20 protein-coding genes and 1 pseudogene are annotated in these 24,574 nt (G+C 66.7%); 8 read left to right on the top strand and 13 right to left on the bottom strand.

Annotated features, from left to right (window positions below):
• Positions 1 to 52 precede the first annotated feature (52 nt).
• From ABZ386_RS19335 to ABZ386_RS19315, 5 genes and pseudogenes are all read left to right on the top strand, one after another.
• The gene (locus ABZ386_RS19335; RefSeq protein WP_358965281.1) at positions 53 to 568 is read left to right on the top strand and encodes a hypothetical protein; all 516 of its coding nucleotides are present in this window, start codon (positions 53 to 55) and stop codon (positions 566 to 568) included.
• Entirely contained in the window at positions 568 to 2,868 is a 2,301-nt protein-coding gene (locus ABZ386_RS19330) for a DUF6571 family protein (RefSeq protein WP_358965279.1), read from the top strand. The genes ABZ386_RS19335 and ABZ386_RS19330 overlap by 1 nt, the downstream gene beginning before the upstream one ends.
• Before the next feature lie 24 nt (positions 2,869 to 2,892).
• Positions 2,893 to 3,510: a hypothetical protein gene (locus tag ABZ386_RS19325; protein ID WP_356668986.1), complete on the top strand. Its 618-nt coding sequence runs from the start codon at positions 2,893 to 2,895 to the stop codon at positions 3,508 to 3,510.
• A 40-nt stretch (positions 3,511 to 3,550) separates the two neighbouring features.
• Positions 3,551 to 4,015: a hypothetical protein gene (locus ABZ386_RS19320; protein WP_356668988.1), complete on the top strand. Its 465-nt coding sequence runs from the start codon at positions 3,551 to 3,553 to the stop codon at positions 4,013 to 4,015.
• A gap of 1,063 nt (positions 4,016 to 5,078) precedes the next feature.
• Positions 5,079 to 5,771: pseudogene (locus tag ABZ386_RS19315) on the top strand (IS5 family transposase); the annotation flags it as partial.
• A gap of 686 nt (positions 5,772 to 6,457) precedes the next feature.
• Here the strand turns inward: ABZ386_RS19315 and ABZ386_RS19310 are convergent.
• The 13 genes from ABZ386_RS19310 to eccB all read right to left on the bottom strand — a co-directional run bounded on the left by ABZ386_RS19310 (position 6,458) and on the right by eccB (position 18,407).
• On the bottom strand, positions 6,458 to 6,970 hold the full coding sequence (locus tag ABZ386_RS19310; RefSeq protein ID WP_351341525.1) for a hypothetical protein: 513 nt from the start codon (positions 6,968 to 6,970) through the stop codon (positions 6,458 to 6,460).
• Between the two features lie 57 nt (positions 6,971 to 7,027).
• A complete protein-coding gene (locus tag ABZ386_RS19305) occupies positions 7,028 to 7,525 on the bottom strand; it encodes a hypothetical protein (protein ID WP_356670227.1) in 498 nt (165 codons plus the stop codon).
• A gap of 44 nt (positions 7,526 to 7,569) precedes the next feature.
• Positions 7,570 to 8,898, bottom strand: a complete 1,329-nt coding sequence (locus ABZ386_RS19300) for a hypothetical protein (protein ID WP_358965277.1) — start codon at positions 8,896 to 8,898, stop codon at positions 7,570 to 7,572.
• A gap of 11 nt (positions 8,899 to 8,909) precedes the next feature.
• Positions 8,910 to 9,314, bottom strand: coding sequence for a hypothetical protein (locus ABZ386_RS19295; protein ID WP_355719300.1), 405 nt, complete (start codon positions 9,312 to 9,314; stop codon positions 8,910 to 8,912).
• Positions 9,315 to 9,631: 317 nt separating this feature from the next.
• On the bottom strand, positions 9,632 to 9,988 hold the full coding sequence (locus ABZ386_RS19290) for a DUF4333 domain-containing protein (RefSeq protein WP_351341516.1): 357 nt from the start codon (positions 9,986 to 9,988) through the stop codon (positions 9,632 to 9,634).
• A 597-nt stretch (positions 9,989 to 10,585) separates the two neighbouring features.
• A complete protein-coding gene (locus tag ABZ386_RS19285; RefSeq protein WP_351341513.1) occupies positions 10,586 to 10,888 on the bottom strand; it encodes a WXG100 family type VII secretion target in 303 nt (100 codons plus the stop codon).
• Between the two features lie 88 nt (positions 10,889 to 10,976).
• On the bottom strand, positions 10,977 to 11,315 hold the full coding sequence (locus ABZ386_RS19280; RefSeq protein WP_031118360.1) for a WXG100 family type VII secretion target: 339 nt from the start codon (positions 11,313 to 11,315) through the stop codon (positions 10,977 to 10,979).
• Positions 11,316 to 11,408: 93 nt separating this feature from the next.
• A complete protein-coding gene (locus tag ABZ386_RS19275) occupies positions 11,409 to 12,506 on the bottom strand; it encodes a S8 family serine peptidase (RefSeq protein ID WP_358965294.1) in 1,098 nt (365 codons plus the stop codon).
• Positions 12,507 to 12,700: 194 nt separating this feature from the next.
• Complete coding sequence (locus ABZ386_RS19270) at positions 12,701 to 14,383, bottom strand: hypothetical protein (protein WP_356506299.1); 1,683 nt, start codon at positions 14,381 to 14,383, stop codon at positions 12,701 to 12,703.
• A complete protein-coding gene (locus ABZ386_RS19265; protein ID WP_351341506.1) occupies positions 14,383 to 14,835 on the bottom strand; it encodes a hypothetical protein in 453 nt (150 codons plus the stop codon). Before ABZ386_RS19265 ends, ABZ386_RS19270 begins: the two co-directional genes overlap by 1 nt.
• Positions 14,836 to 14,998: 163 nt before the next feature.
• Entirely contained in the window at positions 14,999 to 15,610 is a 612-nt protein-coding gene (locus tag ABZ386_RS19260) for a hypothetical protein (protein WP_358965274.1), read from the bottom strand.
• A complete protein-coding gene (mycP, locus tag ABZ386_RS19255; protein ID WP_358965272.1) occupies positions 15,598 to 16,869 on the bottom strand; it encodes a type VII secretion-associated serine protease mycosin in 1,272 nt (423 codons plus the stop codon). The genes ABZ386_RS19260 and mycP overlap by 13 nt, the downstream gene beginning before the upstream one ends.
• Before the next feature lie 11 nt (positions 16,870 to 16,880).
• Positions 16,881 to 18,407, bottom strand: a complete 1,527-nt coding sequence (gene eccB / locus ABZ386_RS19250) for a type VII secretion protein EccB (protein WP_358965270.1) — start codon at positions 18,405 to 18,407, stop codon at positions 16,881 to 16,883.
• A 197-nt stretch (positions 18,408 to 18,604) separates the two neighbouring features.
• Between eccB and eccE the strand changes: the two genes are divergently transcribed.
• From eccE to ABZ386_RS19235, 3 genes are all read left to right on the top strand, one after another.
• Positions 18,605 to 19,921, top strand: a complete 1,317-nt coding sequence (gene eccE / locus ABZ386_RS19245; RefSeq protein WP_351341496.1) for a type VII secretion protein EccE — start codon at positions 18,605 to 18,607, stop codon at positions 19,919 to 19,921.
• A gap of 83 nt (positions 19,922 to 20,004) precedes the next feature.
• Entirely contained in the window at positions 20,005 to 20,706 is a 702-nt protein-coding gene (locus tag ABZ386_RS19240; RefSeq protein ID WP_351341590.1) for a hypothetical protein, read from the top strand.
• 344 nt (positions 20,707 to 21,050) lie between these two features.
• Positions 21,051 to 24,332 (top strand): SCO5717 family growth-regulating ATPase, encoded by a 3,282-nt coding sequence (locus ABZ386_RS19235; RefSeq protein ID WP_358965268.1) that lies wholly within the window; start codon positions 21,051 to 21,053, stop codon positions 24,330 to 24,332.
• Positions 24,333 to 24,574: the final 242 nt, after the last annotated feature.

The raw sequence follows: 24,574 nt of genomic DNA, 5'->3' as shown, positions 1-24,574 counted from the left end.
ATGGTCCGTCCATCGGACGGCTTTACGGGGACACGGGGAAGGGGTCCGCGCGATGGCGTGGGATGAATGGGAGCAGCTGAAGTCGCAGGCAGCTCAGGACGGCTCAACCCGGATGCATCTGAACCAGCTGGACCCCGGCAACGGCGGTCGGCCCGCGCCGGATCCGAGCCAGTACGGCGACCTGAAGGTCAGCCAGAAGGATCTGGCGAAGATCGGCCAGAACGCCTTCGACCTGTACGACGACCTGTGGAACAAGGGGCGCAGAGCGGTCCCCACCAGCGAGAGCGCCGCTGGAGCCCTGACAAAGGGCGGATTCGCCCTCGGCAGCGCGCTCCAACACGTGGCGCTCCGATGGGACCAGCAGCTGTCCTCCCTGCGGGACGCGTGCGCACACATCTCGAACCACATGAGGGTCACCAAGAACCTGCATGCCGATGACGACGACTACATCCGCCGGCAGATGAGCAGCATCGACCTGCTGGACGCGGGCTTCGACGAGCGTGTCGGTCCTCCGGGCAGGCAGAACTCGGTCTACGGCGAACCGGATGACAAGAAGGGCAAGAACTGATGGATCTCGACGCCCTTCGGAATGCCGACTTCAGTTTGCTCGACGATGCCATCGACGACTGGTCGACGATGGTCAAGGACCTGGAGACCCTGAAGGAGGAAGCCGAGAAGGGCCTCAGAGGCACCGCCAATAAGGCCGAATGGGCGGGTTACAACGCCGACGTCTCCAAGGAATTCATCGGTAAGACGACCGAGGAGTTCAAGGACGCACATGGCCAGGCCGACTCCATCTACAAGATCCTCAGGGATACCCGGGACGAGCTGAAGGGCTACAAGGGGCAGCTCGTCGACGCCATCGAACGCGGCCGTCAGAAGAAGCTGACGGTGATCGGTTACGAAGGCGGCTTCACCGTCACCACGGATATCCCGCCGGAAGGCCGCGCGCAGGAGGACAAGGACAACAAGGGCGAGATCACCGCGCTTCGAGACGAGCTCCAGAAGATCCTCGACAAAGCCACCGAGAGCGACAAGACAGCCAGCACGGTTCTCACGGCCATTGCCGACCAGAGCAGGCTGGGCTTCTCGGACGCCGACTACAACAGTCGGGACGAGGCGGCCGACGCGATCAAGAAAGCCGACGAGCTGGCCAGGCTGGCGAAGAAGAAGCCCGAGGACCTCACCCCTGCGGAGTTCGACCGGCTCAACAAGGGGCTGAAGGACTACGCGGACGACGAACTGTTCGCGGAACGCTTCGCCACGAGCCTCGGACCGAACGGGACGCTCAACTTCTGGACCGGTGTCAACGATCCGAACAGCGCTTGGGAACTGGGCCATAAGCGGTCGGACAAGTTCGACGACCTGCAGAAGAACCTCAGTCTCACGCTTGCTACGGCATCGCAGAGCGACAGCGCCGACATGTCGGACTGGAAGTACAGAATGACCGACCTGGCCGACAAGCCCGTGGGCCGCAACGGCGGTTTCCCCCTCGGGGCGCAGGTCATGACCAACCTGATGCGGTTCGGCAATTACGACGACCGATTCCTCGCCGACTACGGCAACAAGCTGATCGAGACGGAGAAGAAGTTCACGGACAACGGCCGCCACGGAGCGTGGACCCGTACGGGTGGCGACCCGCTCCTCAACCGCACCGGTACCGACTCGGGCTGGGACCCGATGACTGGGTACCTCAAGGGGCTGTCCAATAACCCGGATGCGGCAACGGAGTTCTTCAACGGCACCTTCGTCACGAAGGACGAGGAACATGACTTCACGCACGACACTGACGGTGACGGGAAGGAGGGGAAGCGGACTCTCAGCAACTTCGACTACCTGTTCGAGGAGCGCGACTGGCCGCAGGACACGGACGACAAGGGCGAGGACAGCATCGCCGGAAGGAACAACTTGGCGTTGGCGTTGGAGGCGGCTACTACGGGGCATCCGGCCGGAGAAATCCCTACGGTTGATACGCTGGCACACAATGCTGACCAGGCCAGGCTGACACAGAGGCTCGTGGCTTCCATCTCCGAAGATCCGAGCCGTCTCACTAAGAACAGCTATATGTCGGACAGCATGGGCCAGATTGCCGCTGAATACATGCCTGATATTCATCGCGGACTTCATGCCGGGACTGAGGGCGAGGAGCAACTCTTCCCCATTTCAGGCACAGCGGCAGATTTGACGGAAAGGGACACCACGCGATTCCTGTATACACTCGGGCGAAATCCTGAAAGTTACGCAGCTGTGAATCTGGGGCAGACCAGCTATACGACACAGTTGATGCACTACCACTTCGAGAATCCCGAGGTGTATGCTTACGACCCTGCGTTTGATCAGCAAGATCGCCTCAAGCAAGGAATTGACGATATCGCCCGAACCGCCGGGCAGATCGAGGGCATGATCGGCGCAGGTCGCGCCTACGAGAGCGAGCTCGAAGACGGCGCCAAAGATGCCGACTACAACGCCAAGATCGAGAGTGTCGGCACTTGGGGCGGCGCCATTGTCGGCATTGGGATCGGTATGGCCGCAACACCAGCCACTGGCCCTGGTGGCGCTATCATCGGGGATTTGGCCGGCACAGCTGCCGACGAAATCATCAGCGGCATCACCGAGGGCTCTCTGAAGGACAGCTCGGGAGAGGTCGTTTACCGCAACGGTGAAAAGGTCGAGGACACCAAGTCATCGACCTACGCCGCCGTCGAAGCAGCAGCTCAAAAAGCAGGAAAGAATTCCGGCCACAGCTACCCACTCATCGAGGCCTCCGTGGGAACCTCAGCAGAAGATGGATTCGACAGCGCTCGCACGAAGATTCATGACTATTTCGATGGCGAGGGAATTCCCCGGCAACTCGATTCGGAAGGTTGAAAATTGAGACTCACTCACCCAAAGATGATTCTCGTCGTCGGAACTGTGGTCGCTTTGGCTCTCTTCGCAGGCCTTGCGTACACTTACAAAGTCTGGCCCTTCAGGGAGAAGGGTAAGATTGAAGCGGGAGAGGTATGTTCCTCACTGGGCCCCTCGTCCAGCGTGGTCAACGCTTTGACGAAGGTGCTGCCGGAGGAACCCTCGTACTCCTTCGACGAAAATACGAGCCTTCGCGCTGGCGTCACGGACACCAACTATGAGTCCTCATGCTTCGTCTCCGGTGGCGACAAACAGCTACTGGTCGTGAAAGCACGCTTGATGGAAGACGAGTCGGCAAAAAGCTGGACTCAGTGGGTCAAAGGAACAGCTGCGAACGAGGAATCCATCAAATCACTCACACCCTTCACGGCCGGAGATAAAGCCGTCGCCTCCAGTAGGTTCGTGGCCATCTTCGTACCATGCACTTCACCCGGGAAGGCTCCAGGTGGACAATACAATCTCAGCGTTTCTACTGAGCTGAAGCAGGCGGGAAACTCCAGCGATGACGCGGTGCGCGAGGAGCTGATCAAGCTCACAAAGACTGCCTCTTCATATACTCACGCCAAAGCGAAGTGTGACATGCCGTCAAAGATCGACGAGTAGCCCCAGGCACGACAAGACTTCGCCGTGATGACACGCAATCATGATGGGCCTTTTCGACAAACTGACAGGAACCAAGCGCCCAGACAGCGGTGTCACCCCGCGTTCTATCGACGAGGTTCGGACCGCACTGCTCGCGCTCAACCGGGCGGACGCGCCGTACCGCGTGCGCAATGCTCTCCCTGGCGAGAAGGCCGACCTAGTGGCAGAGTGCAATATCCGGCGGGTGGGCGTGACCCTCAAGACCCGGATGCGCCTGATCCCGGAGAAGCGCGAGGTACGTTTCCTCGATGAGCGGTGGGAGAACCGTTCGCCTGACAACGCCAATGCGAAGTATGGACGTGGGCACGCGCCCGCGGTGTACCGCCAGTGGGAGACGAAGGAGGGTCCCGACGGCCGTCGGCACAGGGTCGAGGCGTTCCGCTTCGACACGCGGGAGATGACGGACCCCTTGCGGGACGTAGTCCTCGGTCTCGGATGGACCTGGCGGGGTGTGTTCAAGCTCTGATCGTCGAAGACTGACCGTGATCGCCTGCTCCTCCGGGTCGCCAGAGGAGCAGGCGATCACTTTGTTCCGTTGCTGCGGCAGAACGTTCTCAAGATCATCGCAGACTGCTACTGAGGTCTGAACGTTATTGCCCGGGTTCGATGAAAAAGGTGCACCAGACCTGCTTCTCGTGGAAGCCCGTGCGATGCCAGCCCCACCGCAGGGTACCGGAACTGCCGGGCGGCCGATCAAGGCAGGATACCTTGGAACAGGTTCCCACCAGAATGACTACCGCGGGCGCCCTGCCTACAAGGAAGACTGACGCAGTGAACCAGATGCCGCCTCTCGGAAATCAAGTCAGCCAAAAAATAGGCTCCTTTTGTGGACGCTTTCTAGTGCTTCGGCTGTCGCTGCACTGTCCGGTTGCAATAAGCACACCACCTCGGAAGCGGACGGGGTTCCCACCACTCAGGTCTGTGCATCAACTCTCAATACCTCAGCGGCAGCTGCACTGAAAAGGATTTCAGGAACGGATAAATTCGCAGAGCTTGAGGGGCGGAGCACTGCCGACGGCGCCTCACAAAAGAAGTTCTCACTAAGCAGTGCAGTCGAGGGACTTCATGGCACCGCCTCCGAAACCAGTGCACCATCTACGCAGCTGGTGACAAGAGCGCGCACCCCTTGATCGAGGTTGACTTCGAAGTGGCTATTAGCCACCCAGATAAACGCACTTCCTTACAGAGAGACTCACCGAAGACAACCGTTTACTCGATGGGCGCTTACGCGGCCACGAATGCGAACTTCGGGGCATCACTTTTCTTCGCTTGTCCGACAGAGAGCCCCGAGGGAACCAAGCCATACGTGAAAGCGAGTATGTACAGCTCGGGCGATCAATTCAAAGAGGAGGGGACAAGCAAGGACAGGATGATCATACTGAACTCCATCTCGCGTCGGCTCGCAGAAAAACTGGGGTGCGTTAAGGATGCGAATCTACCTATTAAGGTCCCAGCCCCTATGACGGAGTAGTCGCGATCGTGGAGCCGACATTCACGCGCGGCCGACGCATAGTCGGAATAGAGCAATGATGGAAACAAAAATACCGGCTAAAGAAACCTACGCTGAGTCGGATCAGTTGTGGGATCGCCGGGAGCCGTTGCTTCCACAGCGTGAACGCAGGTTCCGGTATCCCGGCCGCAAGCCGATGCCAGACCGGGATGTGCTGCGCGGGATCTTGTACGTGCTGCACACCAGGATCCAGTGGGAGTACCTGCCGCAGGGCCTCGGTTTCGGCTCGGGCATGACGTGCCGGCGGCGGCTGCGGGACTGGAACGAGGCCGGCGTGTGGCAAAGGCTGCACGTGGTCTTGTCGGCCGAGCTAAACGCTGCCTCGCGGCTGGACTGGTCCCGTTGCGTGGTCGACTCCTCCCACGTCAGGGCCGTAAAAGGGGGATCAACACGGGGCCCTCGCCGGTCGACCGGGGCCGGGCCGGCTCGAAAACACCATCTGATCACCGACGGGCACGGCACTCCGCTCGCGGTCCTGCTGACCGGCGGCAACCGCAACGACGTCACGCAGCTGCTGCCTCTGCTCAACGCGGTCCCACCGGTCCGCGGCCGGGGCGGCCGCCCCCGCCGCGGAGCCCGGCACAGTACAGGACTGGGAACCTACCGCTGGGTCGTGGAAAGGACCTTCGCGTGGCTGCACGGCTTCTGACGCCTGCGGATCCGCTGGGAACGGCGAGCCGACTTCCACGAAGCGTTCCTCAAACTCGCCTGCTGTCATTACCCATCGACAACTCGGCTCATTGTGTTAGCTGCTGTTAGTACGGAGTTGCTTTGTGGTTGCCGACTTTTCCGGGAGTGGAGTCAAATGAAGGACGACGAGATACGCGCGCACCTTGATGGCCGTGGCCGCGTCGAGCTGTTGCCCGGCCATACCACAGCCTCGAAGCAGCACCGCATCAGGGAGATTGCCCCGCGCGCTCGGCTACCGGTTGCTCACCACCCAGAGCCTTGGCCCTATCGGCGTCCGCATTGTCTACGAACGCGACAACGCCCCGCACGCGCGTCGCCGAGCTGAACAGACCATCGAACGGCTGCGCCCCCGCCACCACCGGCCCCGCCCCTCCTCACACCCCGGCAGCCTTCACCCCGCCCCCAGCGATCGTTGGAATGACGGTCGAAGATCGGCCCTGAGTCGGATCGCTCAGGACCCCGGCCGGGCTGGCCGGTAAGAGATGTTCCGTTGCCCGCGTTGAACTGACTCAAGTCCTCGTACTCGGAGACGTCAGACAACGCCTACATCGAGGTCACCCAGCCATCGCTGTACGCGACTCCAAGCACCCGGAGTTGTCATACAACAAGACATCTGAACTTCTTCATCGTATCCGGCTGCTACCAGGTTCCACAGGGCAAGAAAATTTCCTGGTCTGCTGGGAGAGGCCCACGCAGGGGCGGCTGGCCTCACAGCTTGCCGAAGATCACTCCGCGCCAGGTCCAGCCCGACTTGAGGACGATGTCCTGCAGAGGGTTGCGCAGCTCCGAGGCATCGAAACGGAAAGTCTCTGTCGCTTGGAGGCGGCCACTCTCCCCGCGTTGGATCCTGTAGTGGCGGGAAACGGTCCTGTCGGGCCCGCGCGTGTACTGCTTGGAAACCGCAAGCCTCGGCGGATTCCCGACTCGGGTGACCTCGCGCCCTTCCTCAAGGACACGCACCTCGTGGTTCTCCTCGACCAGACGCATCCGGATCTGGACGGCGCGAGTCAGCTGGGACTGAATGAAGAACGTCTGCCAGGCGGGCTCCGCCATCCGCCACTCAGCAACCAGGTCGGCGCCTTCCGCGGCGCCGTTACGGATGATGTACGGGGCATCAGACCGGTTGAAGCCGAGTAGGGCTGACCGCACCTCCCCGGCTGGGCGCGGCGCGACACCGTCCTCGGGGTGCTCGGTTCCGGTCAGTTTGTCGAAGAGGCCCATGAGGCCAACTTACGACGATCCAGGTTGCCGGTGCCATATGTGCCGCCTCCGGGACGCCTATGAAGCCGTGCCGGCATCCAGGCGGACCGTGCGCAGGAAGTCCTGGAAGTCACCGAGCACATAGGGATGTTGGAATGCGGTAGCGGTCAGGACCAGGCGGATCACTGCCCGCTTACGCGGATCGTCGACGTCCAGTACGGAAAGGTACACCTGCGACTGCACGAGGTCGCGAGCCACACCCCCGACGACGGTCGAGACCGCCAGCGTCTGCGTGAAGCCCGGTGCGTCCGCTGAGCCGATCTCGCGGTGGCTGGTGACTTTGACCGACGTGGCGGCCTGGCTCAAGCGCTCCACCGAGTCGTGGGCGATCGCGGACAGCCTCGCCGCGTCCGGGTGGTACTCGCCATCGATCAAGATGTTAGCGGTGAATCGGGCATCCGGTTGCGGGTGCAGTGCGACGAACGCGGCCTCCGGTGCGCCCACCGTATCCGGCGGTGCGGCGCGCCAGCCTTCCGGCAGTTCGAACTGAATCGGTACGGGCAGAGCCGTGGGCATATCGGGCCATCCTTACTGCGGCAGCGGGTCTGCGGTGGCGTGCGTCAGAACAGGCTGCCGATCCCGCCGGCGACCCATCCGGCGGCATCCCCCACGGCGTCGGCCGCATCGCCCGCAGTATTGGCGATCTTCCCCGGATCTGCGGTGACCTCAAGACCTACGGCTCCACCGAGAAGGGGAGAGAGACCGACTTCGGGGGCCCAGTGCCATGTGCCGTTGGCGTCCTTGCTGAAGTTCAGGGTTGCCTCGGCGCCAGGACCGGCCCATCCCTCGGCTGTGGTGCCCACTCCGATTCCCCCGATGTCCACACCTCCGAAGGCGCCTGCCTTCGCCCCCGCGAACGCCTCACCGCCCAGCTGCACGCCATCGAGACCGGCCCCCGCGTTGGCACCGACCTCTGCGCCGGCCATGCTTTCCGCCCGTCCATACACCCCGACGGGGCCGAGATCGGCGCGTCCCTTGGCAGAGGCTTCGCCACCGGCGAAGGCGCCGGCTTCGCCCTGGATCCCCTCGTTGGTGATGCCCCCAGCCGCGGAGACCTTGGCGCCCGCGTAGGCTTCGGCCTCCCCGGCGAGCTTCATCGGACCGTTGGCGAGTGCGCCCTCCGCGCTCGCGCGGCCCAAGTCGGCATGGGCCTCCGCCTCACCCAACTTACCGGCCCCGGTGTCGGGCCCGGTGACCGATGTTCCGACGCCGGGGCCAGAGGCTTCGGACTCGCCTTCGGAGACCCATCCCCCTGGTTTCTTTTTGGGGTCGGGCTTACCCGCCTTCGCCAGATCTCCTACTGCCTGCGCGTTAAATCCGCCGATTCCGACGCCGTCCGCCGAACCATCACTCGTCGCGCGGGTCAGTGCCCGCCTCACGCTCTGGTCGGCCTCGTCCACGGCCTTGACCGCCTTGGCGATCTCCTCAGTCCAGCCCTGTGCCTTCTCACGCGCGTCGGCCAGCAGCAGGGGGTAGTCGGGGTCGTGATGGAGGGCGTACTTCTCCTGTTCGGAGAGGTTGTCATACCCGATATAGGTCGCCTTGCCGGAGCTGTCGACCGTGTAGTCCTTCTTCTCCGCGTCTTGTACCAGGGCCTTGACCGACTTCTGCAGGCGGGTCAGCTCGGTGTGTGCGTCCGCGAGAAGACTGGCGATGGCCAGCGCTTCCGCCTGGGCCGCTCCAAACTCGAAAGCAGTGGCCGAGGCGTACTGCTGCTGCGTGCCGTACGCGAGCCCCTGCCAGTTCCCATTGCCAAGAACACTCTGCACATGCTTCTTGTAGTCGGTCTTCAGCTCATCGAAGCGATCGCTCATCTTCCTCCACGCCTCGGACACGTCAGCGAGCGGAGATAGATCGATCGTCATCACGTCGTGGTAGTTCAGCGCCATGGCCGGCCGTGTCACATCCCGTCGAGACTGCTGGGGAGCCGTACCCCGGTCACCTGCGCGCCGACGGTTGTGTCCTGGCTCTGCAAGATGTTCTTCGTACCGTGCAGCCCGTTCAACTCCTGCTGCAACCGCCCCATCAGCCGGTTCGCCTGCCCCTGCCAGACGGTCAGCGCATCGGAGAGACCCTGCTCCAAGGCCCAGCCGGAGAACCCCTTCAGTCCGGTGTCCGGCTTGATCAGGAGGCTGGTGGAGGGCGTCGGGGCGACGTAGAGCGGCTGCACCGCTCCACCGCCCTCCGCGATGCGGGCAGCAGCCTGGGTGTCCGGCAGCAGTTCCTCTTCCAAGAATTTCGCCGCGCGACTCTTGTCGCCCGGCGAACTCGCAAGTGTTGGCTCGCCACTGGCTCCGGATCCCATGGACAACCCCCGTCGTATTCGCGCATCCTATGATTCAAACCAATGGGTGCACTGCGCAAGCTACTTGTGCACCTTACCGGTTCACCGCAGATCCCTGCGCCCACCCCTGGGCCCGAAAGAGCTCCTTAACGCGTACAAGTGAGAGCTCTTGAGCGGACAGTCAAAGGGAGGTGGTTTGACAATACGGACGACGGACGATGAGCGGGCGCTGCTCCACCGATCACATCAAGCACCGCATGGCCAGGACTCATCCGAGAATTCTTCTCATCTCAGCACTCCAGAACACGCCTGCGAGCCGGTGGAGTACGGCACGCTCGTCAGTTTGCAGCCGGGGAAGCCGTTTCGTCAGCCTTGATGTCGAAGTTGATCTGATCTCCCTCGACGGACGTCACCTTGACCGTTACGCCCAATGTGCTGCCATCCTTCGCTGTGAGCTTGCACCGGGTGGTGGTACCGACCTTGGCGGCGAGGTTCTCGGGGCAGGTGATGTCCGGCTTGGGCTTGCCCGTTGTTGCGGCGAGCCTTTCGGCAACGATGGTGGCCAGCTTGTCCGCAGACATTTGTGGCGTGGCGGACTTTCCGGCGTCGACCGATACCGAGCACCCTGCGAGCAGCGTGCAGGCGGCTACGGCTGAGAGACTCCATGTAGCTGCGGACGAGCGGGCTTTGGGCATCGTAAACTCCGTAGCACTGATCAAGACAAGAAGACGCCGAAAGCATACTTGGCAAGGCTGTTCGGCATGTCGCTTATTCTTCGTGAGCTGAACTCCGCTGCGGAGGTGACCTTCCCAAGTTCCCTTCGTGCAACGTCGCTTCGATGTGCCGACAGTCTGCCAGCGTCTGTCTCATCAAGTCGCCCACCCGTCAGCACCGAGCGACGGGTCTGTTCACCGAGCGGCTGGCCACAGGGGCCGATCCACGATGGCCGGCGCGGGAAGCGTCACCCCTTCGTGGCAGTGCTGTTGACTGCCAGTTCCGCCGCGGCATGCGGGGCGAGGAGCTTCGCGGGAGTCAACGAGTGGGCGGCTGATGCGCTGCAGGACATCGTGGCCCGGCTCGACGTCGCCCGTACCGCGACCGCCCTGGCCGGGTATTGTCCCGCCCAGTGGCGCGACTGTCTGCCGGGTCATCAACTACACCTGCCCCGGCGGCCTGGCCGACCTCTTCGGACACGACCCGGTCGGTACTGTCACCCTCGCCCTCGATGGCAAGAGCGCCCGCGGCGCGCGGCCGGGGGCGCAACCCCGGGCCGCGCACCTGGACTGAGGCGCCTACTGGAAGTAGCTGGCGCCCTTCAGGTCGCCGCCCCGGTAGTCACCGCCGGCGGCGTGGACACGCTGGGAGATCTGGACCAGCGCCGTGTGGATGCCCCGCGCGTGCGTGTCCCACTGCTTGGACTTCTTCTGGAACTCCTCGTACGCCTCGCCGCCCCAGCCCGAGGACACGTTGAGCACGGCCTGCTTCAGGGCCTCGAGGTCCTCCTCGAGCTTCTTGGCCTGGTTGCCGAGCTCGGTGGCGAGCGCATCCATGGTGCCGTACGTGACGGCCAGTTCGTCGTAATGAGCTCCGGACATGTTTCCCTCGTTTCTATGCAGATTTCAGCCGGACTGCGCTGCCCGGACCACGGTGCGGCCCATTGCCGCCGATGGCTCGTCCGTAGCTTCAGTAGCTGTTGAGCGCCGAAGTCTTTCCACCGAGATCGTCCACCGCGATTTGCTTGAGGTCGGCCTCGATCTGGTCTTCGAGGTTGCGCTTGTCGATCTTGTTCAGGTTGATGCCCTCGAGGAAGTCGTCGAGCATCTTGCCGATCGCGACCATGTGCTGGTTGATTTCCGTCTGCTTCACGTTGAACGCCTGGGCACCCTGTCCCCTCCAGGCCTTCTCGATCATGTCGATCGTGCCCTGCAGCTTCGCGAGCGATCCCCTGATGTTGTCGTACCGATCGACGACCTCGGTCTGAAGCCTCTGTACATCGCTTTCATTAAGCTTGCGGTCGACCATTTCGGCACTCCCCTTCGTAAGAGCTGTGGTTCACTTCCGGACGCGTCACCGCGCCGGAGAGGTCGTGTGTGACCGGTTGACGTGTGTGAGTCGTCATGCTTTTCGCCGCGAGCGGATGACCGCGAAGGCACCGCCCCCGATGACCAGGACGGCCCCTGCGGCTCCGAGGGCGACCCACATCGTGGTGTTGTCGGACGACTCCGAGGTCGAGCCTGCCGCCGAAATCTGGCCGCCAGAAGTGTTCTTGGGGGCCTGTGACGAGGTTGATGCGGGAGCGGAGGGTGAGGCGTTGACTCCCGTGACGCCGGTTCCGTTCTCGAAGCTGAGAGGGTCGGTGGCGGCTGACCCCGGGTTGATGTTGCTGTTCTCCAGCACCTTGCGGGGGCGGACCAAGCCATAGCCCAGGTAGTTGCTCGGCTTATTCTTCGGCCAGTCGCGGCTCGCTGTGTCGATCAAGCTGCGAAGAACCTGGTTGGCGGTCCAGTTGGGGTGGGCGGACCAGATGAGAGCGGCGGAGGCGGAGGCGATGGCGGTTGCCATACTTGTTCCATCTCCCTCGGGGCAGTACGAGCGAAATGTTGCGTCGCACCATGTGGGCACCTTGAGGCCGGGAGCACTCAGATCGACATAATTGCCATGCTCGGAGAAGTCGCCCACTTTCCCCTTCTCGTCCGCAGCAGCCACTCCGACGACATAAGGGTAGGCGGCCGGATAGCCGATGAAGTTTTTTGATTCGGCATCGTTGCCTGTGCCGGCGAACATCAGCTTGCCCTTGGAATGGGCGTACTTGACGGCTTTCTCCTCATCCGGATCCACGATGTCACCAGCGAACGACATACTGATGATCTGAGCATCACTGTCAGCCGCAGCCTTGATCGCATCACTGACTGAGGGGGTTTTTTCCTTATCGGCGCCGTTCACGCCTTTGGAGAGCACTCGATAGGGGACGATCTTCGCGCCGGGGGCCAAGCCCTGTATACCGCCTCCGGCGCCAGTACCGGCAATCAGCTCCGCCATGCTGGTGCCGTGGCCGTCGTAATCTTCGGTGGCGTTGTACGAGACCACCTCCGGTACCTCGCCCCCGAGCACCTGGCCCTTCAGGGATGAGGTATTCGGATTCACACCGGTGTCCAGCACAGCAACTTTGACGCCTTTGCCTGTGCTGATCTTCCACATGCCTTCAGCGTCCATCGCGTCCAAGTACCACTGCTTCGGCTGAACGTCTGCGGCGACCGCACTTGGAGCCAGCCCCGAAGACACGATTACGAAAGCACCGAGTGCCGCACACACGGTGGACACCTGTCTCCCGGCACGGCCTGCGAAGAACGCAGGCAATCCGCGACGTGGACTGGTCCCTGTCATGCCTCTGGAGATCCTCACTCTTATCAGTCAGTCACTGGTGGCGTGTTGCGTCGCGGGGTCTCCGGTTGACCCTCACCCTTACGAGCTTTGCGGTTCGTGTTTTGTCGATTCCCCGTCCGGCCGTGCGGGGCGCCTGCGCCGCCTCCGGCCAGTCCACCGCTTCTCCCTGCTGGGGCTCGCCCCTTGGGTGCACCGACGACGCCGTCGGCATTGCCCGCGGCGGGACGGGCAGTCTGGCCCGGACGAGCACCAGGGGTCGAGTTCGGCGCCCCGATCACTCCGCGCTGCCCGATTTGGCCGGCGGGCGCACGAGAGCCAGGGTTGCCCTCGGCGCCGACGACCGTACCGCGCGGGACCCTGGAACCGGTCGCCCCTTGAGGACCTGTGGCGGGCCTTCCTCCGACAACTCCATTACCGCGCGCCGCACCTGTGGAACTCGCACCGCCCGCGCGGTCGCTCGCCGGTCCACCGACGGTGCGTGGCATTCCGCCGGAGACACCTCTGCCCATGGGTGCAGCGCTGCCACCTCGAGTACCCGACTGCCCGGTTGTGGTGGCGTGCCCCATCGGGCCTGAGGTGCCGCGGCCGCCGACGGTCCCACTCGAAGCGCCTGTACGGCCCTGAGCCGAGATCGGGGCCTTATTGCCGTTCGCTCCGCTGAAGGCTGAGGTTCGGCCAGCCTTACCGCCAAGCGTAGGAGGAACCGGGCCCGAGGTGAAGGGAGGTACTGGCCCACCGTTCCCTCCACCCGGGCTGGGCGCCGACGACGGCCCATTCATCGCCGGCCTCGTGGTCTCCTGGGGCGGGAGGGTGCCTACGCTGTCGATCTTGGTACCGACGTTCACATCTGACTGAACGGTCGGCGCCTCCACACGATTGAGCGGCGCCGTGGTGTTCCCCGAGCCCTGTTGTCCTGTGCTCCTGCTCGAAGCGTCGTGCTGGCCCGTCACGGACTCGCGCGCGGCTCCAACACCCTCTGCGCCCAGCACTTCGCCGCGCTCGATCGGCGCCTTATAGGTCGGATCCGGCTTAGGCACCCCCACATCCGGCATAGGCTCGAACGTCGGCGGCTCCTGCCCCGCCATGATCTCTTCCGACACCGCATAGAAGGACGCCAGCCGGTTCATCTGGTTGATCGCCTCTTGGCGGTCCTTCTCGGCCTTGACCGCAGCCGCGTACTCCGCGTTGCTTTCGACTTGCTTGGGCGGCGGAATGTCCGCGACCGCCTTGGGGTCCTCTCGGGTGTCGCGGGGCGGCATCGCGCTACGGACGGAGGCGAGGCCCGTGGCCGCTGCCGTTACCTGGGTGCCGGCGACGTCGGCGAAGGCGGCGAGTTTGCGGGCGTGGATGACGAGATTGGCGCCCCACTTACGGAAAGCCTCGCCTGACTCGCCCTCCCAGTCGACCCGGCTGATGTGGCCCTCGAGTTCCTCGGCGGCATCTTCGATGGCGGTCCGGGCGTTCAACAGAGCAGTGCCCGCAGCTTCCAAGTCCTCCGGTTTTGCGGACTCGACCATGTCGATCATGGCGTTCAGGGCATGGCCCTCGAAGTTCGTCTTGCCGAAGACACGGGGGACCTTCCAGCCGAAGGGGAGGAGCTGAGCTATCCCCGTCGCACCGCTCACCATGTCGATCGCGCCGAGCTGCGCCGCGGCCTGCTCCCTCTCCGCCTGGTGCGGTACCGGGTGCTCCTGCTCTTCGCTCATCAGTACAGGTCACCTGCCTGGTCGTCATCAGAACGTTCTGGCGCGGACTCGCCCCGCTTCGCAGCCTCCGCCGCTGCCCTCTCCTGCTTCGCTTCAAGCTGCTGACGGCCGATATCAGTCCTGATCTCCCAGAACCGCCGCCGCTCCTCCTCGTCGATGTTGCTGAAGTTTCCGCCCGCGCCCATGACGGCGATCTGCATCGCCTCGATCTGAAGGCCCAGGTTCTTCGAGAGTGCGGTGAGACGTTCGTGGACGCGCTCGTACTGGCTGTGGAGGCCCTTGGCCTCGGCGAAACCGCCCGAACCGCTGAAAGAGGCCTCGGAGAGGGCGTGCGCCGCGATCTTCTGAGGGCTGCCGGGTGAGCCCTCGAATGTGGAGAGCACGGCATCGACACGCTTCTTGAAGGTTCCCAGCGCCTCCAAGCCGACCTTGAAACCCTCCGCAGGCAGCATGCCTTCCCTCCCCGTTCCCCGTTGAAAAGTCGTCGAGCGGTGCACAGGTGTTGATCCGATCGGCACACTCGATGACCACTGTAGTCATAGTGCGAGATGCGGCCAACTGAACTTCGTGGTATGCGAGTTACCAGGGGGGACCAGACCCGGCCGAGCCACGAAGTCAGCAACCCCCCTTGCGCGTCGTCACCGCGAAGTCGTACGAAGGGACCGTCACCGTCCCCTGACCTCCCGCGATCCCCGGCGGCTCATAGTCTCCGTCCTTCGACCGGGTGCGGGTGACCCGCATGCAGAAGGCCGAGTCGCCGCCGGTGACCGTGTAGCGCGCCTCGGATGCCGTGTTCGAGGCGGCGGGCGTCGCGTTCACCCCGTACTGCGGGGCGTCGCCGCCGCCGTGCTCCACTACCTCTTGCTCGATTGTTGTCGCGTATTCGTCGATCCAGCCGGTGTCGTTGTCCTCGGCATAGATGTCGCCGAAACCGGAACTGCCGTCCAAGGCGTCGGTGGCCCCCTGCACCGCGCTGGTCAGCTCGCTGTCGTCCCACGCTGTGTCGTCGGAGACGCCGAAGCCCTGCACGCTCACGTAGATGCCGGCGCCGGCCAAGGCGACGAAGGTGACGCGAGCGGCGACGAAGAAGGCGTCGGGCAGTTCCTCGGCCGACGGGTTGATGCCGGCGCGCCACGCCCGGATGCGGTCGGCCTTGATGCAGGCCATGGCCAGCAGCACGGCGGACAGGACAAGGCTCAGCACACTCAGTTTGGTCAGCGCGTCCATGATCCGCCCTCCACCCGTCGCTGCTGCCTGCGCCGAGCGTCCCGGAGCGCCACCGCCGTGCCGCCCAGCGCCGCGACGAGGACCGCCGCGCCCACGGTCACGTACGTGGCGAGGCGGGCGTTGCGTTCCTCGGCGGTTTCGCCGATCTGGAACTCGGCCGGGGTGGGGGCTTCCGGTTTGCCCAGGCCTGCCTGGGGGTCGGGAGACTCGATGGGGTGTTCGTCCTGCGTCAGGGCGCGTACGGGGTCGACCACTCCCCAGCCGACCAGGCGGTCGTGGCCCGCGACGGTGCGCTCCGCGGTCTGTTCGATCTGGGCGACGATCTGCCGGGCCGTCCAGTCGGGGTGTTTCGCCTTGATCAGCGCCGCGACGCCGGCGACGTACGGCGCCGAGAAGCTCGTACCGTTGTCGGAGCAGTGGCCGCCCTTGGGAACGGTGGAGATCATGTCGACACCGGGGGCCGCGACGCCGACGAACTCGCCGGACTGGGAGAAGGAGGCGCGCTCGTTGTTGCGGTCCGACGCTGCGACCGCGAGGACGCCCTTGTAGGAAGCCGGGTACGTCTCCTTGACGTTGCCGCCGAGGCCGTCATTGCCCGCCGAGGCCACGACCACGATCTTCCGGGCCAGGGCCTGGTCGATCGCCAGCGCCAGATCGGACGTCGACTTCACCGGTTTCGAGGTGTCCTGGGAGATGTTGATGACGTCGGCCTCGGCCTGGATGGCGTAGCGGATCGCGTCGGTCAGGGTGTCGACGTCGCCGTGGCCCTCCGCGTCGTTCTGCTGGATCGGGATGATCGTCGCCTCGGGGGCCAGGCCCACGAAGCCGGTGCCCTCGGCGGGCCGGGCCGCGATGATGCCGGCGACCTTGGTGCCGTGGCCGACCGTGTCCGTGGTGCCGTTCTCCTTGCCCCGCTCGATCGGGTTGCCGTCGTCGTCCTTGAGGTTCCTGGGCAGGAAGTTGCGGCCGCTCTTCACGTCGACAGCGTCGGTGAGCTGCGGATTCGTCACGTCGACGCCGGTGTCGATCACCGCCACCCGCACGCCCTTGCCCTTGGACTGGCTCCACAGCTCGTCCAGGAGGACGCGCTGCAGGGACCAGGGCCGGCCCGGGTACTTGCCGTTGGGGAACGCGCACTGGTCCGAGTACGGGAGGTCGGCCGCCGCCGCGGGGGGCGCGAGGAGGACGGGGGCGGTCGTGAGCAGGGTCGCGGCCACCACCGTGGTCGCGGCGCGGAGGAAGGAGGGCACGTGTGGCATGTCCGGCCCCCTCAGGAACCCTGCGGCTGGCGTGCCGCCGTCGTCGACAGGCGTGGGCCGGTGGGCAGGAACTCCGACCAGGCGGCGGGGATCGGCGCGGGATCCACATCCTTGTAGCCGAGCCGGGTCTGGGCCTGTTGGGCCTCCTGCTGGGCCTGCCGGCGGTCCTTGGCCGTCGTGCCGATACCGGCGTCGTCCGCGCCGCTGTCGGCGTTGGACTGCAGGACGTAGCGCAGGCCCGTGTCGGTGACGAGGAAGACGGGGCCGGCCTTGGTCTCCTTGCCCTGGAACTGGCGGTAGAGCTGGCCGGAGCCGGGCGTGACGTAGGCGCTGGAGGAGCCGGCGGGGAGCTTGGCCGGGAAGTCCGTGCCGGCCCAGGTGCTCAGGGTCGTGGCGCCGGAGCCGGCGTTGACGCCGCGCAGGACGTTGCAGACGGTGCTGCGGCTTCCTGCTGTGCCGGAGGCGTCGTTGACGGGCTGGGGGTCCTCCGTCGGCCAGCGGTGCTCGGTGCCGAACGGCTTGCCGGGGACGATCGCACCCGGGCTCATGTCCTTGGCTTCACCGGCCTGGCCGAGGGAGACCAGGTCCTCGCTGAACAGCAGGAGTTGGGCGACGAAGGCCGAGACGGGGGCGACTCGGCCGGGCAGTACCACGTAGTACTGGTCGCTGTTGAGGTCGGACGCCTTGAGCACCATGCCGACCCTGTTGGTCTTCTCGTCCAGTTGGCCTGGGGCGTCGGCCGCGATGCCGACCTGGCCGGGGATCTTGGGAAAGGAGATCGGGTCGCCGGTGTGCAGGGTCTCCAGCCACTCCTCGGACACCTTCTGGGGCTTGCGTCCGGAGCCGACGACGGCGCGCAACAGCAGTTCGTCGCTCTTGTCAATGGGGTACGAGCGTCCGCTCGCGTCCACCACATAGCGGCTCCCGTCCGGGGCCGCGACGTAGAGCAGTTGACCCGCCGTCAGCTTTTCGCCCCTGCCCTCGGTCGCCTTCATGTCGCGGGAGGCGAGGACCAGGGCCGCCTTCTGGATCGACTCGCCGCCCGCGCTGGGGCGTTCGCAGACTGCCCAGCGTTTCTCGCTGCCCGCCTCGGACGCCGAGGGAAGGCGGTCGGGCGCGTACGGGATGCCGATGGTGACGCCGTGCGGGATCTTGCCGTTGTCGAGGACGGACTCGGCGACGGTCACCACCTCGCCCTGGCCCTCGTTGAGGAGCAGCTTGGCGGACGCCATGTTGAGGACCGGGTGCAGCTGGACCTGTTCGCCGGTCTTCAGGACGACGTAGCGCGTGGTCGAGTCGCTGGCGACGATCACCTTGGCGTTGGGCTCGTTCCAGCCCTTGGGCGCGGTGGGCTTGAACATGCCCCAGGCCCCGAACACGGCCATGACGACCACACCCACGATGACGCCGGGGATGACCGCGCGCAGCGGACGAGGCGCCCCTTCCTCCGAACCGTCGGGCGACGACTGCAGGAAGGCCGCGAGCATGCGGCGTTTCGCGAAGGTGTAGGCATTGAGCTGGTCGCGCCGAGATGCCATCTGTGCCTGTCTCTCCCCGTGTTCACGTGTGTCGCGCTCGCCAGGCGTGACATGGTCCCGCCCCCGGTGTCAGAGCGGCCCCCTACTATGCCTGGTATCCGCGGGGACTTGCGGAGCGAGTAGGGTACCTGGGCCATCAAAGGCCTTGTGCGGTGCTGAAGTACCGGCGGTTGCCGGCGAAACGGGGGGATGGAGTGATGGCATCCGGAACGCGCGCCCGGTCCCGTGACCGATCGCGGACACGGGGCGCCGCGGCGCCCCCACAAGGGCCGGCGCAGCGGCCGGCCTCGCCGGGCGCACTCCAGTCCAAGATGCGTTCGGGGCGGGTCGGGGCATTCCGGTTGCAACGCCTTGTCCTGTTCGAGATCGCGGCCGCCGTCCTGCTCGTCGGATGGGTGATCGATCCCTTGGCTCTGGTGCCTGCGGCTGCCCTCGCCGTCTGTCTGGTGCTGGTCTCCTTCCTCCGTCGCCGCGGCCGTTCCCTGCCCGAATGGCTGGCCACGGCACAGGCGTTGCGTGCGCGGCAGCGGCGGGCGGCGAGTACGCCGATTCCGGAGGGCGCCGAGCCCGGGTTGGTGCCGGCCCTGGAGTGCGACCCGAGTCTGCGGACGTACACGTACACCGGCCGTGACCGCCGGTCTGTCGGAATCGTCGGGGACGGTACGTTCGTCACCGCGGTCCTGCAGGTCGAGGCCGACGCCACCGCACTGCGGGCCGAGCGGAACAGACAGCCGTTGCCGCTCTCCCTGGTGTACGGCGCCCTGGATGTGGACGGTATCCGGCTGGAGTCGGCGCAGGTCGTGCTCCACACCCAGCCCGCGCCCGCGATCCATCTGCCCCAGCAGTCCGTGGCCGTCGCCAACTACGCGCCCCTGCAGGAGCAGACAGGTGCGCCGGCCGTACGCATCACCTGGATCGCTTTGAAGCTCGACCCGGAACTGTGCCCGGAAGCCGTGGCCGCGCGCGGGGGCGGTCTGGTCGGAGCGCAGAAGTGTGTTGTGCGTGCCGCCGACCATCTCGCGAGCCGACTCACCGGAGCCGGATTCCGGGCGACCCTCCTCGACGAGGAGCATCTGATCTCCGCGATCGCCACTTCGGCCTGTGCCAACCCGCTGGTGACGGCGGAGGCGGGGCGGACGGACGCGCGGGAGCGGCGGACCGAGGAGTCAGGCCGGAACTGGCGCTGTGACAACCGCAGACACACCACGTACTGGATCCGTCGGTGGCCCGTGCTGGGTGGCGAGAGGGCACCGTCGCTGCCGCAGCTCGTCGCTCTGGTCACTGCCGTCCCCACCCTCGCCACCACCTTCAGCCTCACGCTCAGGCGCGGGGAGCGGAAGGAGGTGTCCGTGTGCGGGCACGTGCGGGTGACCGGGCGCAGCGACGACGAACTCGTCGCCGCCCGGCGCGCAGTGCAGGCCGCGGCCCGGCACACGGGCATGGGGCTCGCCCGCCTCGACCGGGAACAGGTACCCGGCATGCTCGCCACTCTGCCCCTCGGAGGTGCCCGGTGACGGCAACGCCCCGGCGCGTGGGACAGGCGGCGGCCACCGGCCGGAGCGAGCCGCAGCCCTCTGCCCCCGGGCAGGCGCGTGAACTGCTGCGTCGTGGCTTCGGGTTGATCGGCCCGAGACACCCGCGGCACTCCGTGACCGTCGACCAACTGGACACCCTCGCCCTCCCCGTCGCCGACGACGGCGTCGTCATCGGCTTGGACGCGGAGAGCCGGCCCGCGGTACTCGGGCTCAATCGGCCGATGCCGTACGACGTCGTCCTCATCGGTGGGCTGTGGACCGTGCAGGTCATCGCGCTCAGGGCGGCGGCGACGGGGGCGCGGGTCGCCGTGGAGACGGGGCGGGCGCAGGCCTGGATGCGGATGGTGCACGCCATGGGGGGTGGGCAGAACGGGATGGCCGTGTACGACGTGGGGCGGGTGCCCCCGCTGGGTGCCTCAGCCGGTACGCCGGTGTTGGTGGTGCGGGACTGCGGGATGCGGCCACCTCGCGGTCGGGTCGTCTCCGGGGCCTGGCAGTCGGTGCTGACCCTGCTGCCGTACGTCAGCCCGGTCGCTCCGCGGCTCGTGCGGCAGGCGCGGCTGGTCGGGATTCAGAGGGTATCGCCGGACGAGGCCACGGAGCTGGGCCGCACGATGGCGCTCACCCGAGCCGAGATCGACTCCCTGCCGGGGCTCTCCGACGGTCTCACCCTGTGGTGTACCGATCGCGATCGGCAGTACGTCATGACACAGCCCACGGACACGGAGACCGGGCTGTTGGGTGCGCCACGTCGGATGGACTGACGGACCTCGTATCGGAAGCGCCCGTAACACGCCGTTTCGTCAACTTCTGCGCCAGGAATTACATCGCATTTGCGTGGTTTTCACGGTCCAGCGTTGTTATGGAGGGGCAGATGGGCCTGCCGAGGCGGACCTCGTGGTGATTAGGCTGGTACCGGGCGCGACGTCAGAACCCCGTGGACCGGGCGTCCGCGTCCCAGAAGGAGAGCGGGGAAGCCGGTGCGGTGTATCGGACGACCTCGGACGGCCTCGGAGACGCCATTGACCGACTTCGGACGAGGTCGGACGACAAGCAAGGGTCGCCCCAGCACGGCATGAGGGTGCTCGACCACACCAGGAGGAACACTGTGAGCAGCGATCGGGACGGGATCCGCGGGGGCTGGGCGACACCCGGCGATGACCAGCCCGACGCGGAGTCCGACGTCGAGATGACCGGCGAGTTCACCATCGACTACGCGCCCCCGGCCTGGTACACGCAGAACGCTTCGGGGAGTTCAATTTCGAGTTCGGGGCAGGGGGCGGGGGCGTCCGAGGACTCCGGTGCGTCCGATGCGCCGTCCCAGGAGGGCCGGGGGCCCGGTGACTCCGGTGGCTCCGGCGCTTCCGGTACCTCCGGTGCCCCGAGCGGACCGGTTCCTCCGCTGCCGGGGCTGACTCCGCCGCCGCATGCCAATCCTTCCGGTGGTCAGCCGTCCGTTCCGCCGCAGGCTCCGGCTCCGGGGCCTGCTCCGGGGGCGCCTTTCACGCCTCCCGTGCCGCCGCCCGCGGCGGGCGCTCCGTTCACGCCTCCCCCGCCGGCGCCGGGTGTGCCCTTCACGCCTCCCACGCCTTCCTCGGGTGGGGGCTCCGCCGTGCCCAAGCTGCCCATGGGGTTCGAGCCGCAGGGGCGGACCGAGGCGCCCGAGGCGGACACAGCCTCTCCTTCGGCCGTACCGGGCACCCCCGGCGGCGGGTTCCCGGCGCAGTGGACGCCGCCGGTTCCGGCGGCTACTCCTGCCGCTGCTCCGGATGTTCCGGCCGGCCCCGCCACCCCGGCCACCCCGGCCTCCGGGGAACCGGAGTCGGGGGACGGTGATCTGGAGAGCGGTGCCACCATGCGGTTCTCCGCCGTCGCCCTGAAGCGGGAGATCGCCGAGCGTGCCGCGGCGACCGAGGCGCGGCTGGAGTCGGCCGACGACGAACAGGGCGAAGCCGAGGCCAAGGACGAGGACCAGGGCGACTCGGGCGGTGACGCCGGGAGCGCGCCCGCCGACGCCGACGCCGACGGTGACCGCTCGGCGGATGCGGCCGACGCGTCCGGGACGGACGACAGCGCGGACGGCCCGGCTTCTGACGATGCCGAAGCCGGGGGCGTGAACGCGCACGCCGAGGTGACGGCACCGGACGAGGGGGCTCCGGAGAACGGGGCTTCAGGGGGCACGACACCAAAGGACACGGCTGCCGAGGACAGGACCTCCGAAGCCGAGATGCCCGGCGCCGTGGCCGCGGATGCGGCCCCGGCCGGACCCGAGCCGGTCGACGACCCGCCCGCCGAGGCCGATCCCTCCGACGCCAGGGCTGAGGACAGCGCCCCGCGGGGCGCCGCCGTTCCGGGCGTGCCGCCGCTGCCGCCGTCGTACCAGCCGGCCGCCCCGGCGCCGGCCAACCAGTGGCCCGCGCAGCATCAGCCCCAGCCGCAGGCCCAGCCCGCGGACCCGAACGCGCAACCGCAGCCGCCGTTCCAGCCGCAGGCGCCGCAGCCCACGCCCGCCGCGTGGAACCAGCCGGGCGCACCGACGCCGCCGAACCAGCCGCCCGCCCAGCCCGCCCCGCAGCCCGGTGGCTACGGCTTCCCGCAGCCGGGAGGCCCGGTCCCGGCCGCGCCCGACGCGCACGGCGGCTACGGCTTCCCGCACCCCGGCGCACCCGCCCAGCCCCCGGTCCAGCAGCAGCCGGACGGCCCGCCCGCCCCGGCACCCAACGCCCAGGGCGGCTACGGCTTCCCCCACCCCGGCACCCCGGCCGCACAGCAGCCCCCGGCCCAGCAGCCCGGCGCCCCGCAGGGCGGCTACGGCTTCCCGCAGCAGGGCGCTCCCGTCCCCCAGGGCGGATACGGCTTCCCGCACCCCGGTGCCCCCAGTGCCCAAGGCGGTTACGGCTTCCCCCAGCCGCCCGCGCAGCAGGCCCAGCCCGGGGTGCCCCCGCAGGGCCAGCCGCAGCCAGGGGGGCAGCCCCAGCAGCCCGTGGATCCCCGTACCGGCGCCGCCTGGCCGCAGCCCATGCAGCACGACCAGCGGCAGCCGACCAACCCCGGTGCCGCGCCGCTCGGTTACACCGCCGCGGTGGAGCTGTCGTCCGACCGGCTGCTCAACAGCAAGAAGCAGAAGGCGAAGAGCAGCCGTCCGGCGGCCGGCGGTGGCCGGTTCAAGCTCGGTGGGAAGAAGGAGGAGGCCGAGCGGCAGCGGAAGCTGGAGCTGATCCGTACGCCCGTGCTGTCCTGCTACCGGATCGCCGTGATCAGCCTCAAGGGCGGTGTCGGCAAGACGACCACGACCACCGCGCTGGGCTCCACGCTCGCCACCGAGCGGCAGGACAAGATCCTCGCGATCGACGCCAACCCGGACGCGGGCACCCTCGGGCGCCGCGTGCGGCGGGAGACCGGGGCCACCATCCGTGACCTCGTGCAGGCGATCCCGTACCTCAACTCGTACATGGACATCCGGCGGTTCACGTCGCAGGCGCCGTCCGGGCTGGAGATCATCGCCAACGACGTCGACCCGGCCGTGTCCACGACGTTCAACGACGAGGACTACCGGCGCGCGATCGACGTGCTGGGCAAGCAGTACCCGGTGATCCTCACCGACTCGGGTACCGGTCTGCTCTACAGCGCCATGCGCGGTGTGCTGGACCTCGCCGACCAGCTCATCATCATCTCGACGCCGTCCGTGGACGGTGCGAGCAGCGCGAGCACGACCCTGGACTGGCTGTCGGCGCACGGGTACTCCGACCTCGTCTCGCGGTCCATCACCGTCATCTCCGGTGTGCGCGAGACCGGCAAGATGATCAAGGTCGAGGACATCGTGTCGCACTTCGAGACGCGCTGCCGGGGCGTCATCGTCGTGCCGTTCGACGAGCATCTGGCCGCCGGTGCCGAGGTCGACCTCGACATGATGCGGCCGAAGGTGCGGGAGGCGTACTTCAACCTCGCGGCGATGGTCGCCGAGGACTTCACCCGCCACCAGCAGGCGCACGGCCTGTGGACCTCCGACGGCAACCCGCCGCCGGTGGCCGCCCCGCCGCTGCCCGGCCAGCCCGTCCCGGGCCAGCCCCAGCCTCCGTACCCCGGACAGCAGCCGGCCCCCGGCCAGCAGATCCCCGGGCAGCCCGGACCGTACCCGCAGCATCCGCAGCCGCACCCCGGCCAGCCGTACGCCCAGCCGGGCCAGCCCCCGGCCCAGCCGGGGCAGCCGTACCCGCAGGCCGCGGGCCAGCCCCCCTACCCGCAGCCGGGCCAGCCCCCGGCCGCGCCCCCGCAGCCGGGCTACGGCTACCCCCATCCCGGTCAGCCGGGTCAGCCCGGTCGGCCGGGATATCCGGCGCAGCCCGACGGGCAGAATCCGCCGCCCCCGCCCGCGCCCCCGACGCAGTAATCAGCTCACCCGATCGGCCCCTTTCGAGGGGCCGATCCCCTTTCCGGCCCGTGCCGTCCCGACCGGTGCGGGCCTCGGCGCGTCCAGGGGCGAAATCCGTTGCCAGGCCCTGGCCAGGAGCGCGTCAGTGGTCTCGACCAATGGGCACGAAAAGCTCGCCAATTCGTTATTTCCGCAGGCCACAAGGGGTGAACGCGCCGTTGACGGCTGGGAACGGCCGCTGATACACACTCAGCATCCAC

The sequence above is a fragment of the Streptomyces sp. NPDC006140 genome (assembly GCF_040628815.1).
In the GTDB taxonomy this organism is placed as follows: domain Bacteria; phylum Actinomycetota; class Actinomycetes; order Streptomycetales; family Streptomycetaceae; genus Streptomyces.
This window is presented reverse-complemented; position numbering and strand designations above follow the sequence as displayed.